The sequence below is a fragment of the Hydrogenoanaerobacterium sp. genome (assembly GCF_032017025.1).
Taxonomy (GTDB): domain Bacteria; phylum Bacillota; class Clostridia; order Oscillospirales; family Ruminococcaceae; genus Hydrogenoanaerobacterium.
In genome coordinates this window covers 27,111-40,367 of record NZ_DALZQO010000006.1, presented here as the reverse complement: position 1 = coordinate 40,367, position 13,257 = coordinate 27,111, and the positions used below count along the sequence as shown (strand labels likewise).

The 13,257-nt window shown below is 47.7% G+C and carries 13 protein-coding genes and 1 other annotated feature; of the genes, 5 read left to right on the top strand and 8 right to left on the bottom strand.

Features of this window, described 5'->3' with window-relative positions; translation table 11 throughout:
• Positions 1-9 precede the first annotated feature (9 nt).
• The 4 genes from RTV33_RS05340 to spoVG form a co-directional block, all read right to left on the bottom strand.
• On the bottom strand, positions 10-1,413 hold the full coding sequence (locus RTV33_RS05340; RefSeq protein WP_312642300.1) for a polysaccharide biosynthesis C-terminal domain-containing protein: 1,404 nt from the start codon (positions 1,411-1,413) through the stop codon (positions 10-12).
• A gap of 360 nt (positions 1,414-1,773) precedes the next feature.
• Positions 1,774-2,346: a dipicolinate synthase subunit B gene (locus tag RTV33_RS05335; protein ID WP_312642298.1), complete on the bottom strand. Its 573-nt coding sequence runs from the start codon at positions 2,344-2,346 to the stop codon at positions 1,774-1,776.
• Positions 2,333-3,232 (bottom strand): dipicolinate synthase subunit DpsA, encoded by a 900-nt coding sequence (gene dpsA / locus RTV33_RS05330; RefSeq protein WP_312642296.1) that lies wholly within the window; start codon positions 3,230-3,232, stop codon positions 2,333-2,335. Before dpsA ends, RTV33_RS05335 begins: the two co-directional genes overlap by 14 nt.
• A gap of 96 nt (positions 3,233-3,328) precedes the next feature.
• A complete protein-coding gene (gene spoVG / locus RTV33_RS05325; RefSeq protein ID WP_312642294.1) occupies positions 3,329-3,616 on the bottom strand; it encodes a septation regulator SpoVG in 288 nt (95 codons plus the stop codon).
• Between the two features lie 215 nt (positions 3,617-3,831).
• On the opposite strand from spoVG, the gene murC reads away from it, so the two are divergent.
• Positions 3,832-5,214 (top strand): UDP-N-acetylmuramate--L-alanine ligase, encoded by a 1,383-nt coding sequence (gene murC, locus RTV33_RS05320; protein WP_312642292.1) that lies wholly within the window; start codon positions 3,832-3,834, stop codon positions 5,212-5,214.
• A gap of 61 nt (positions 5,215-5,275) precedes the next feature.
• On the opposite strand, the gene RTV33_RS05315 is transcribed toward murC, so the two are convergent.
• From RTV33_RS05315 to acpS, 4 genes are all read right to left on the bottom strand, one after another.
• Positions 5,276-5,650: a type II toxin-antitoxin system PemK/MazF family toxin gene (locus RTV33_RS05315; protein ID WP_312642468.1), complete on the bottom strand. Its 375-nt coding sequence runs from the start codon at positions 5,648-5,650 to the stop codon at positions 5,276-5,278.
• 311 nt (positions 5,651-5,961) lie between these two features.
• The gene (locus RTV33_RS05310; protein WP_312642289.1) at positions 5,962-6,501 is read right to left on the bottom strand and encodes a hypothetical protein; all 540 of its coding nucleotides are present in this window, start codon (positions 6,499-6,501) and stop codon (positions 5,962-5,964) included.
• A gap of 47 nt (positions 6,502-6,548) precedes the next feature.
• Complete coding sequence (locus RTV33_RS05305) at positions 6,549-8,084, bottom strand: NAD(P)H-hydrate dehydratase (protein WP_312642287.1); 1,536 nt, start codon at positions 8,082-8,084, stop codon at positions 6,549-6,551.
• On the bottom strand, positions 8,081-8,458 hold the full coding sequence (gene acpS / locus RTV33_RS05300; RefSeq protein WP_312642285.1) for a holo-ACP synthase: 378 nt from the start codon (positions 8,456-8,458) through the stop codon (positions 8,081-8,083). Before acpS ends, RTV33_RS05305 begins: the two co-directional genes overlap by 4 nt.
• Positions 8,459-8,586: 128 nt before the next feature.
• On the opposite strand from acpS, the gene RTV33_RS05295 reads away from it, so the two are divergent.
• The 4 genes from RTV33_RS05295 (at position 8,587) to pheT (ending at position 13,209) form a co-directional block, all read left to right on the top strand.
• The gene (locus tag RTV33_RS05295; RefSeq protein WP_312642282.1) at positions 8,587-8,754 is read left to right on the top strand and encodes a hypothetical protein; all 168 of its coding nucleotides are present in this window, start codon (positions 8,587-8,589) and stop codon (positions 8,752-8,754) included.
• Positions 8,755-8,791: 37 nt separating this feature from the next.
• Positions 8,792-9,286, top strand: a complete 495-nt coding sequence (locus tag RTV33_RS05290) for a gamma carbonic anhydrase family protein (RefSeq protein ID WP_312642280.1) — start codon at positions 8,792-8,794, stop codon at positions 9,284-9,286.
• Positions 9,287-9,329: 43 nt separating this feature from the next.
• Positions 9,330-9,570, top strand: a binding site (T-box leader).
• 118 nt (positions 9,571-9,688) lie between these two features.
• The gene (gene pheS, locus RTV33_RS05285) at positions 9,689-10,708 is read left to right on the top strand and encodes a phenylalanine--tRNA ligase subunit alpha (RefSeq protein WP_312642278.1); all 1,020 of its coding nucleotides are present in this window, start codon (positions 9,689-9,691) and stop codon (positions 10,706-10,708) included.
• Between the two features lie 122 nt (positions 10,709-10,830).
• Positions 10,831-13,209 (top strand): phenylalanine--tRNA ligase subunit beta, encoded by a 2,379-nt coding sequence (pheT, locus tag RTV33_RS05280; protein ID WP_312642276.1) that lies wholly within the window; start codon positions 10,831-10,833, stop codon positions 13,207-13,209.
• The last annotated feature ends 48 nt before the right edge of the window (positions 13,210-13,257 follow it).

Here is a 13,257-nt window from a genome sequence, read left to right as displayed (position 1 = left end):
TTTTGAGGTTTAGGCTTGATGGAGCCTCTTACTTAGCAGCTTTTGTAAAGTAACAAGAATTGCACCAAGATTGGTAACAACCATAAGCACTGTGAGCCCTATTTCGTACCAAATCCAGTAGGGTATTTCGTTAATCAGAATCAAGCTCTGTGCCAGGAGCACAACGGTATTAAACACCATTTTGAATACATTCCATCGAATTCTGATATACCTGCGGGTATCCACCGCACGCAGCACAAACACCACAAAATAGCTGACAAAAGTAGCAAAGGCAGCACCATTGACCCCATAGAGCGGAATGAGAATGATATTCAGCCAAATGTTAATTCCCGCACCGATTGCGGTTGTAACCAGCGCAAACACACTTTTCTTTTCCGCCATATACACTGTGCCAAGAAAAGTAACCATGCATGAGAAAACGGTAGCTATCACAAGAAATGGGATGTACTGCCACGAGGCATAGAATGAATCGGAAACCAACAGCTTTGTAATCAACTTTGCCAGAAGAATCAGCCCCGAACCGACGGCAAACAGCAAGGACTGATAAGTACGGAACACCTTGGTAAAAAAGCGCTCACGCGCAAGCTGTGTCTGCTCGGTTACCGCGGATATCTGCCAAGCATCGATAAAAATAGTGGAAATAAGGTTGACGATGGTCGGCACCTTATAAGAGACCGCAAACAAACCGTTGGCCTCGCTGCCGAGGACGTTGGATACGATATAGCGATCTGATACGTTCATAATCCACCAGAATAGCGTGGTTGGAATGAGCGGGATACAATACCGCAGCATCGCCGAGGTAGTTGTGCGGTTAATTCGCTTGAAATGAACATAACGATAAAGCTTTGCTGAAAGGAACAGAAACAGCACAGACAAAAGATCTGCACTGAAAATAGCCATCACATAGCCAACAATGCCCCACTCAAACACCACCAGGTAAAGGACATTGAACACAATTGTGGTGATGGTGCTGAGCACGCCGTCAAATGCATACAGTCGCACGTAGCCTTTGGCACGTGTAAATTGCGAACAAAGTGAACGCAGGCATGCCATCAGTACAAACAGGTAAATGAGCATGGTATGCCCCGACATATACGGCACCTTTGCAAGCAGCGGCTGAAACAGAACGAGTACCGTAAAGCCACAGAGAATGGTGATAAGCCCTGTTGAAAAAACATCATTTTTATTGATTTTATCATCGAGCCCGAAACGCACTACCGCATTGATGATACCCACCGAAACGATTGGAATAAGTAAGTTACCCGTTTGGATAATCAGATCGACCACACCATAATCGGAATTATTCAGCACGCGGGTATAGAGCGGCATTAAAAGAAATACCAACACCTTGGAGCTGAAAGTACCAATTGCAAAAATCATTGTATTTGAAATTAGCTTTTTATATTTATCCACGCCTAAACTCCTTGATCAGAATTGTTATCTATCTATTATACCGCTTTTCGGTGGAAAAGGGTATCTCTGTTTTTATTTATCTTTCTTTATCCATAGTTACTCATAACAAAACCGCAGCTGCCCAATTTTCTGCTTAGCAAGCCGCTGTTTTAGGTGTATGTATTATTCTGGCACGCTCTCGTACTCTGTAACCCCAATCTTTGGCAAATATTATAAATAAGGTTTAGGCATTTCATTTTGCAGATGAAACTGCTGCATGCCGCAAAAAGCTGCCGATGTCTGAAACAACAACGGCAGCTTTTTACAATGATATAAAAATGTCTAAATATAATTTTACTTAAGGAGGAAGATGAAGAAGGACTACTTTATCAGCGGTTGAATCTGCACATTTTTTAGTGCAAATTCCAGTGTTTGTTCTATTAAATGGAAGTCTGCGACAAGTGAGGTCGCCTTTTTTGTATAGTCATCCTGACGATAGGGCACAAAATAGATGTTGCGCACATTCAGCAGCTGACCGATGTTGCGTGCAGATGCACTTAAGCCGTCGTTAGTGGAAATTGCGATAATGGTAGGGCGTGCGTTGCGCAGGTGTGCTTTGCATGCCATGGTAACTGAACTATCTGTAATGCCATTTGCAAGTTTACCCAGTGTGTTGCCGGTGCAAGGTGCAATTACAAGTGCATCCAGCATAGCTTTTGGGCCAATTGGTTCCACCTCGGTTATCGTGCTCATTACTTTTTTACCGCATATTTTCTCAATTTCATCTACAAAATCTTTTGCTTTTCCAAAGCGCGTATCGGTAGAATAGGCAAACCCGCTCATAATCGGGTAAACATCATACCCTAGGTCTACCAGCCGCTGCATTTGCGGCAGCACTTGTGAAAAGGTACAGAAGGAACCGCACAGGGCAAAACCGACTTTAGTCTGATCCAATATAAATCCCCCTTTCTGCCAGAATATTAAGTACCGTCTCTTTAATAATTTCACCTGCAGAAATCGGTGCGACCTTACCGGGCAAAGATAATGCCCAAATGGTTTTGATTTGAAGATTTTTGGCCATGTCAAAGTCAACACCACCCGGTTTGCTCGCAAGGTCAATAACCAGGCAGTCGTGTTTTAGCCCCGATAATATCTCTTCATCCAAAATCATGGCCGGCACTGTATTGAATAAGATATCGGCTTCTCCCACATAGTCTTTTATCTTTGAGATGGGTATCGCCTCGCACCCAATGATTTTAACCCATGCAAGGTCACTATGCTTTCGCGCCGCAACAATTACTCGGGCACCCATTACAATTAGTATACGGGCAAGCACCTTTGAGATTCTACCATACCCGGTAATGATACAAGTACTGCCATAGATGGTACTGGCACGTTCACGCATGGCAATGGCCAATGCCCCTTCTGAGGTGGGAACGGCATTTAAAACCGCAAGTTCTTCACGTTCTAAGTAATCGATCAAGGTAAGGCCCATTTGCTCACCTTTGGTTTGCAGGTCGGTATCAATCATGCCGCCGAGGAGGAGAGCGCCTTTTTTGGCAGAGGTCAATACCTCGCGCACAGTGAGTTTATGTTCAGAAAATGGTGCGTTTACCGTAACTTTATCGGCAGTGACCGGTAATGGTAAAATAATGACATCGCTTGCTCCGATTACCTTTTTCGCATTTTCGGCAAGCTGAACCCCGTCCCCAAGGTAGACGTCCTGTTCCAGACAGAGTGCCGATACCGCAAAACCATCTTGTGCAAGCTTGTTTGCAAGATGTGCCTGACGCAAATCACCGCCGATAACGGTTATTTGTAATGCTTTATCATGTAGCATGAGAATAACCCCCATAGGATATCTCTATACCGCTCCATGTTTTATAGGGCGATATACCATATCCTATGAGGGTTGCGGGCAATGGGTTCCTATTGTTTAGAGGGTTCCGGCAGCATTTTGCTGCTGTGCCTGTATATGAGCTTGATAAGCTTCGAGAATGGCGTTTTCGAGCTGATGACGGGCCTCAGGCGTAATGGGATGCGCAATATCACGGAACACCCCGTTGTCGTCTTTGCGGCTAGGCATTGCTACAAACAGGCGCTCCGGCCCCTCAATCACCTTGATATCATGGACTGCGAGGTCGTGGTCTATCGTGACCGAAACCAACGCTTTGAGCCGTGTATCCTGATAGGTTCTTCTGATTCTGATGTCCGTAATGTTCATAATATGACTGCTCCTTTGTTGTGATGTTCGAAAGCTTAAAACCGCATTCGTTATCTTTAGTATTTTTCAAAATTTGCAGTGTTATACAATTTGAGACAAATAATGTAAGAAAGATGTTTATTTTATGAACCGTTTGACCTATAATAGAGTAGTATAACTAGGGTAATCTATCTGAAATATCACTTAAAATGAAATACAGGTCGGGAGTGCGTACTATGAGAAATATCGAAGATAACATTTTAGAAGGTAAAAAGCATGTGCACTTTATCGGCATCGGCGGGTCTGGCATGTTCCCGCTGGTGCAGATTTTACATGCAGAGGGTTTCTACATCACAGGCTCAGACAATAATGAGACCGATACGATAAATTACGAGCGCGAAATATTAGGGATTCCTGTTACGATAGGACAGTATGCGCAGAATATTGAGGGTGCGGATCTGATTGTATATACCTCCGCAATTCTTAAGGACAATGAAGAGCTTGTTGCCGCGCTTGCCTCGGGAGTTCCCTGCCTCGAGCGGTCTGAGCTTCTCGGGCTTATCACAAGAAAATACGACAATTGCATCTGCGTGAGTGGCACCCACGGTAAAACCACAACCTCCGCTATGCTCACCCAGATTTTATTGGGTGCCGGGCTGGACCCAACCGCTGTTATCGGCGGTAAGTTGCCCGCCATTCATGGCAGTGGGCGCGGGGGCAAGTCCGACATCATGGTTTGCGAGGCCTGCGAATTCTGTGACCATTTTCTGATGCTCAACCCCGACATCTCTATCATTCTAAACATTGATGCCGACCATCTGGATTACTTTGGTACTCTGGATAATATCATTGCGTCTTTCCGCAAGTTTGCTCAAAAAACCACCAAGGCACTGGTCGTTAATGGAGACAACGCCAACTCTATGAAGGCGGTTGAGGAGCTCGACAAGCAACTGATTACATTTGGCTGGGAGGCATCCAACGACTACTACCCTGCCAACATTCGTTACAACAAGGGCATTCATACCGAGTTTGACCTGATGCATCGTGGGGAATTGCTGCAACACATAGAACTGAGAGTACCCGGCAAACATAACATTCTCAACGCAACCGCCGCTTGTGCCGCGGCTCTGTACGTTGGCGCAGAGCCACAGGCGCTGCTAGACCACCCGTGGGAATTTGGCGGCGCGGGGCGGCGCTTTCAGGTAATGGGCAAGGTGCGCGGCATCACCATTGTGGATGATTATGCTCATCACCCGACAGAGCTTGAAGTGACGCTGCGCACCGCCAAAGAAATGGATTTTAACAAGGTATGGGCGGTGTTCCAGCCCTTTACTTATTCGCGTACTGCCCTGCTGCTCGACGATTTTGTGCGGGTGCTTTCCATTGCGGACAGAGTGGTGATGTCAGAGATTATGGGCAGCCGCGAAGTAAACACCTACAACATTTACACGAAGGATCTGGCAGATAAAATTGATGGCAGCGTTTGGTTTAACACTTTTGAAGAAATAGCAGATTACGTGATGAGCCATGCTGAAGACGGAGATTTGGTGATTACACTGGGCTGTGGTGATATTAATAAGTGTGCGAACATGATGGTAGCGGATTGCGTAATAAGATAAACCGTACACAGACATAATGCAAAAAGGACACTTGCGTGTCCTTTTTGTGTTATGGTTTTGCCTATGTAGGCTGTTGGTGATTGTTGTCCTCATTACCCAGTCCAAAGCTAACGGATAAGGCTTTGTCTACTTTTGTCATCGCTCCCCCGTCTAGCTTGCCCATTCTTTCTTTTAGACGGCGCTTGTCTATGGTTCGAATTTGTTCCAGCAGTACCACCGAATCGCGCGCCAGCCCGCAATTTTGGCTTTCAAGAGGGATATGAGTTGGCAGCTTGGATTTTTCTTTTTGGCTGGTGATGGCAGCCGCAATAACAGTGGGGCTGTATTTGTTTCCTACATCGTTTTGTACAATTAACACAGGGCGCACACCGCCCTGTTCCGAACCGACAACCGGGCTCAGATCGGCATAGTAGATATCTCCTCGTTTTACGGTCATCATAATCACTCCGAAATTTTGAACTTTATTGTTATTATTGTTGTCAGCGGCAATATTACTTAATCGCTATTTTGCCGTTTTTGTAAAATTTTTATAGACTTCTGCCTGTGCATAGCTTGCGCTTACGCATGGCATCTAGTTCATTGTATTAATTTCTGCGCATTTCTGACAATATTAGAAAATACCAAATTGGTGGATTGCGCGGTATTAGCTGCAAAAACTACACAAAAATACCTCACAGATTTCTTTTATCTGTGAGGTAAAAAAATTATTAGCCCTATCTGTTCAAAATTCGGGTAACACTCCGATTGTTATTGTGCAATAAAGACAAAGTTCGAGAATTCGGCTTCAAATTCATCGGCCGGTACCGAAAGGCGAATTAAATTGCCGTTTTTAGGGTCAATACGCAAAACAAATTCGTTGTCGTTTTCCTCCATCTTACCTGTTACCAGCAGAACCTCATTCTTATATTCTACTCGCACGCCTTCCTTCTGGGTGGCGGAATCGATGGCAGAAACCAGCAGCTTACTCACCGCAGAACCTGGCAACGAGCCGGGTTTAAATGAGGTATGCAGCTTTTTATAATCGATGTTCACCTTATCCACAGTAAATTCAATCGCCATATCTTGAAGGGCTTCGGGGCTTGCAAAGGTGATTTTACAATAGCCCGGCGCCTGCTTGGCAATTTTCGCTGTCGCATCAATATCTTTGTATTTGATGCTCACAGTGCTCTCGAACGGCCTTGTTAGCTCATCCGTAATATTGGATTTGGGCATGTGTTTTTTGGAACATGCTGCAAGCGAGGTTGCCACAATAAGGGCAGCAGCCAGTATCGCAACGATTCTTTTCATAATATCCCCCTCCACGGCAAAATGCCGCCCCAAAATTGTTTTTGCCGCTATCTGCCGTGCTCTAAAAACAGTGTGCACAAATCCTCCAGAATTTCAGAGGGCAGCATACCTGTTTGTGAAAGCCTTGCGGCGCATCGGTCGGCAGATTTCCCGTGCAGATAAACCCCGCACATCGCACTTTGTTCGGCAGGTATTCCTTGTGCCAAAAAGCCTGCAATCATACCGGCGAGAATATCTCCGCTACCGCCCTTGGCAAGCCCACTGTTGCCTGTGGTATTAACCATGGTATTGCCTTGCGGCGTAAAAATGAGTGTGTTGGCACCCTTGAGTACCAGCACTACATGATATCTTTGCGCAAACTCCCTGCCAAGTTCTACCCTACGGGCGAGCAGCTCGGCTGTAGTGATACCAAGCAGGCGCGCCATCTCGGCGGGGTGTGGTGTAAGCACTACGGGTACCTGCGCCTCATACAGTACATTTATATTCCGGCACAGCGTGTTTATACCATCTGCGTCGATTAAAACAGGGCATTTTACATTTTTTATCAGAAATTCCGTTACAGCAGCCGTGTCGTCGTTATTTGAAAGCCCGCAGCCGATCATGCATGCCGATACCTGTTTTAGTTTATCCTCAAGCTGAGGAATCGCCAGCCTGGAGATACTCCCCGTGCCATTTTCGGCCAACGGAAGAAACACAGCCTCCGTCAATGTGGTAGCATGTATTGAAATCAGCGAGCAAGGCGCACCGAGCATTACAAGGCCGGTGCCTACACGCTGCGCACCCATTACCGAAAGCCTGCCTGCCCCTGTCATACCAACGCTGGAGCTGATGTTCAGCAACTTACCGAAACTGCCCTTGTTGGAGTTGACGGCACGGTGCGGAATGGCAGAGAACACCTGCTCGCCGGTGACATGGCTGAATATAGGTGCAATACCGTCGCGGCAATGCGCGGTAATGCCAATATCGGCACACTCAATAAGCCCGCAGTGTTCTACCGCGGGATAAACAAAGTGCGCAGGCTTTAAACTGTCGAACGCGATGGTGAAATCGGCGCGCACGGCATCTTCACTGAATTCACCGTTGTCGGCATTGATTCCGCTGGGCAGATCAAGCGCAAATACCGCCGCAATTGCAGTGCTGATTTGGCGTGTTGCGTGTTTTGCATTTTCGCATAGTTCACCGTGAAAGCCGGTACCATAGATAGCGTCAATGATTACATCGACATTTTGCAGGAGCACACTGATTTTTTCGGCATCGGCTAGCAACTCAAGTACTTCGATTCCGAGTTCGCGTGCAAGGCGCAAGTTTGTAGCTGCGTCCTCGGTTTTCGGCTCGCCGTCTACTAAAATCACCTTGACGTTCGCATCGGCATTGCAAAGCAATCGTGCCACTACAAAGCCGTCTCCGCCATTGTTGCCCCTGCCCGCATAGACGAGCACGCGTTTTCCCTCCGCGTCAATTTTTTGAAGAATACTTTGCACTGCCGCAGTGCCCGCATTTTCCATCATATCGTAGTAGGAAAGCCCGCTTTCTGAGGCGGCCTTCTCAATTGCTTTCATCTGTTGCGAGGTAACAATCCTCATGGCTCTATTCCTCCGTAGCAAACCACCACCGCAGAGGCGTAATCTTTGGTGTGGGTGACGCTGACTGACAGCGTATATCGGTTTTCTTGTACGATTTCAAGCGCGTTTCCGCTCAGCTGAAAGTAAGGCTTGCCAAGCTCATCGCGCAAAAGCGAAATTTCGTTCAGTGCAAAGCCTCTTACACCTGTTCCCAATGCCTTTGCAAATGCCTCTTTCGCCGCAAAATTTGCTGCAACAGTCTGTGGGCTATTGCCGCGCTTTTCAAACATCACCTGCTCCTCGGGCGAAAACACATGCTGCATAAAGCGCTCTCTTTGCATGCTTTTGGCAATACGCGCCACCTCAATCAGGTCGATGCCTGTTTGTATCATCATAGAGTTACCCCTCTCGTACTCTGTCTTATTTTAGAGTATAGCACAAAAATGCAGATAGTATCAACGAGCGCAATTGTTATTTGGCGTTTTGCGTGATAGAATAAAGGATATCGAAAGGCGGGTGCGGCATGAAAAAGAAACGCAGTGAGGCCAGCTCCATTGGAATGATCGGCGGCACTACGAAAGAAACACATGAGTATGTCATCCAGCACTTGGGCTGGTGGAAAGGGCACTTGTTTTTGTTGATGCACCGAATCAAAAGCCTATTTGCAAAGATGCGGAATGGTACTGATTAAAACTTATAACCGATAAGGCTAAGAAGGAGAACACCGTATGAAAAAACCGACAATAGATGAAAGCTCCTTGATTTTGCAGGGTGCCGTCGTAACAGGTGATGTAACGATTGGGCGCGGCTGCTCGGTTTGGTACAATGCAGTGCTGCGCGGCGACATTGCCCCCATTGTAGTGGGCGAGGGCAGCAATGTACAAGACTGCAGTGTACTACATGTTGACCACAGCAACCCCATAATTGTGGGTAAGGGCGTTACAATTGGGCATGGCGCAATTTTGCACGGCTGCGAGATTGGAGACAATTCGCTGATTGGCATGGGAGCAATTGTATTAAACGGTGTGAAAATAGGCAAAGATTGTATGGTAGGTGCCGGTGCACTGGTAACACAGGGTACTCAGGTACCCGACGGCAGCCTGATTCTGGGCAACCCTGCAAAGGTGAAGCGCCCCCTTACTCAAGAAGAAATTGAGCATAATAAAACGAACGCTGCTGAATATTTGCACCTAATACCGCAATATAAACAGGATATGCTATAAATTTCTGTTGCAAAACCACAGCAACTGTGCTATATTGAATATTATTAACGTGAAGACTGGGAAAGTAGGATTCTATTAGTCTCTTGCAGAGAATAGATGCCGGCGGCTGGGAGCATCTTAGAGATTGGGAAAACGAAGTTCGCCCACGAGCGGCGCTGTTGAACCTTTTAGTAGGCAGCGACGGGTTTGCCCCGTTACAGGCAATACAAAGTGTTTGCTTTGCTGCAAGGCAAGGTGAAAATACGGGTGGTACCGCGGAAGTATTTTAAGCTTTCGTCCCTATTTATTTGGGGACGAGGGCTTTTTTTATTGCCAAGGCCCGCAATTTTGCACACAAAGCTGTAGCTGCTTTGCAGGGTTTTCTGCTGCAAGCAGCAAACATTTTATATGGAGGTTAACGAAATGAAAACTGCATTAGAACAGATTCGTAAAAATGCACTTGAGGCCCTGCAATCTGTCAACGATGAAAAATCGATGGACGATATCAGAGTCAAATTCTTAGGAAAAAAAGGCGAGCTGACCGCTATTTTGAAACAGATGGGCGGGCTTTCTGCCGAAGAGCGCCCCATTGTAGGGCAGCTTGCAAATGAAGTTCGTGGCTTTATTGAGCAGCATATCGAAGCTCGTTCCGCCGAACTGAAAGCAGCGGGAACTGCCGCACGCATGAAGACCGAGACCATTGACGTAACCATGCCCGGCACGAAACGTGCGCTGGGCAAACAGCATCCGCTGAATTTGGTGCTGGATGAAGTCAAGGATATTTTTATGGGCATGGGCTTTGACATTGCGCAAGGCCCCGAGGTGGAGTATGACTACTACAACTTTGAGGCGCTGAACATCCCCAAAGATCACCCCGCGCGCGACACGCAGGATACCTTCTATATCAACGACAACATCGTGCTGCGCACGCAAACCTCACCTGTGCAGATTCGCACCATGGAAAATAAGAAACCACCCATCCGCATTATTGCGCCCGGACGTGTTTACCGTTCTGATGCTGTGGATGCAACCCACTCCCCCTTGTTCCATCAGATTGAAGGACTGGTGGTAGACAAAGGCGTGACAATGGCAGACCTTAAGGGTACGCTTGAGATTTTTGTAAAAAAGCTGTACGGTGAGGCTTCTGTTGTGCGCTTTCGGCCACACCACTTCCCGTTCACCGAGCCCTCTGCCGAGCTTGATGTGCAGTGCTTTGCCTGCCACGGCGAGGGCTGCCGCCTGTGCAAAGGTGAGGGATGGATTGAGATTCTAGGCTGTGGCATGGTGCATCCGAAGGTGCTGTCCATCTGCGGCATTGACCCTGAGGAATACAGCGGCTTTGCGTTTGGTATGGGGCTTGAGCGTATTGTTATGCGCCGCTTTAATATTGACGACCTGCGTTTGTTTTATGAGAACGACCTCAGATTTTTGAATCAGTTCTAGTCGGCAAGCCGCCGTCGTATTCTTAGCCAGATTGTTGCAGGGCTTGGAACTACACCGAGAGTATCTGTTTGCAGATACCCCTTGCCTTGCAAGATTCCATCAACTTATAAGGAGGATTTCAGATGAATTTATCGATGAAATGGCTTTCAGATTATGTGAAAATAGATGCTTCTCCCCGCGCCTTTTCGGAGGCGATGACTATGTCCGGCTCAAAGGTTGAGGGCTATGAGATTGAGGGAAGCGAAATTGAAAATGTTGTAGTGGGCAAAATTTTGGCGATTGAGCGCCACCCCGATGCTGACAAACTTGTTGTTTGCTCCATCGATGCCGGAAAAGAGTCTCCGCTGCAGATTGTGACGGGTGCAACCAACGTAAATGTTGGTGACATGGTGCCTGTTTGCTTGGACGGCGCCAAACTGCCGGACGGCAAGGTTATTAAAAAAGGCAAACTGCGCGGCGTAGTAAGCGAGGGCATGCTCTGCTCGCTGGGTGAGCTTGGGCTCACCCAGCACGACTTCCCCTATGCGATTGAAGATGGCATTTTTATTTTGCAGGAGAATTGCGAAATTGGGCAGGACATTCAGTCTGCCATCGGGCTCAACGATACCTGCGTCGAGTTTGAAATTACCTCTAACCGCCCCGACTGCCTGTCTGTGATCGGTCTTGCCCGCGAGGCGGCCGTCACATTCGATAAGCCCCTCACCCTGCCGGTACCCACAGTGAAGTCTGAAACAGATGACATCCATGGTCACCTTGCCGTAGAAGTACAAAGCCCTACACTCTGCCCGCGTTACGTTGCCAGAATGGTGAAAAATATCAAGGTAGCACCTTCTCCGCGCTGGTTAAGAGAAAGACTGCGCGCTTCCGGTGTGCGCCCCATCAATAACATTGTCGACATCACCAACTATGTCATGCTCGAATATGGGCAGCCGATGCATGCCTTTGATCACAAGCTGGTAAAGGGCGGCAAAATTGTGGTACGCAACGCAAAAGACGGTGAGAGCATTGTTACGCTCGACGGCGTGGAGCGCAAGCTTTCCTCCGATATGCTCGTTATTGCAGACGAACATGCGCCAACTGCTGTGGCAGGCGTTATGGGCGGTGAGTTTTCGGGCATTATGGATGGCACCAACACCATCGTTTTTGAAAGCGCATGCTTTAGCGGCCCGTCGGTGCGCATCACCGCAAAAAAACTTGGTATGAGAACCGAGGCTTCCGGCCGCTTTGAAAAAGGGCTTGACCCACAAACCTGTGTCCCCGCTGTGATGAGAGCATGCCAGCTTGTAGAAGAGCTTGGCGCAGGCGAAGTGGTCGGTGGCATGATTGATGTGGATAATTCTGATAAGACCCCTGTGCGCATCCCACTGGAGCACGACTGGATCAATCGTTTTCTCGGCATCCAGGCTTCTCGCGAGGAAATGATTCGCATTTTGGAAAAGCTGGAATGCACCGTGGATGAAAACGATGTGGTAACGGTACCGTCGTTCCGCGCAGACTTGCAGCATAAAGCAGACATTGCCGAGGAAGTTGCACGTATCTACGGCTATGATAATATTCCTGTTACGGCTATTCGCGGCTCGGCGCAAGCGCAGCTAACCGATTTGCAGAAATTTGAGAAAAAAATCTCTACTACTCTGTTGGCACAAGGCTGCAATGAGATTATAACCTATTCGTTCATCAGCCCCAAATATTATGATAAAATTGGGTTGCCTGCCGACAGCAGCTACCGCAATTCGGTGGTAATCAGCAACCCGTTGGGTGAGGATACCAGCATTATGAGAACAACGGCGATTCCCTCTATGCTAGAGGTGCTGGCACGCAACTACAACAACCGCAATCTTTCTGCAGCCCTGTTTGAGGTTGCAACCGAGTACGTGCCCACAACCCCCGACAAGCTACCTGAGGAAAACCAGAAAATTCTGATTGGCATGTACGGCGAGAATGCAGATTACTACGCACTCAAGGGCATTGTAGAGGAGCTGTTTGAAACCCTTGGCGGTTATGACTACGATGTAACCCCCGAAAGCGGCAACCCGACGTTCCACCCCGGGCGGTGTGCGAAACTGACAGTGAACGGTAAAACACTGGGTGTCATCGGTGAGATTCACCCGACTGTGCTGGATAACTACGACATTGGTGTGAAAGCCTATGTTGCAGAGCTGGATGAAGCGCTGCTGTTTGCGAACAAGGCTGCCGACAAGCAGTACAGACCCATGCCGAAGTTCCCTGCCACCACACGCGACATTGCGGTGCTATGTGATGAAACACTTCCGGTGCTGAGCCTATACAAAGCCATTCAAGGTGCGGCAGGCAAACATTTGGATAAAGTAGAGCTGTTCGACGTTTACCGCGGTGCTCAGGTTCCGGCAGGTAAAAAGAGTGTAGCGTATAATATTTCATTGCGTTCGGCAGACAAAACACTTACCGATGAAGAAGCAAGCAGCGCCATGAAAAAGATTTTGAAAGCCTTGGGTGAACTGGGTGCAGAGCTGCGTTCTTAGCCTCTACATCTTAATTTTCTATAAAGGTTGTCATTTCTATCTTGATAA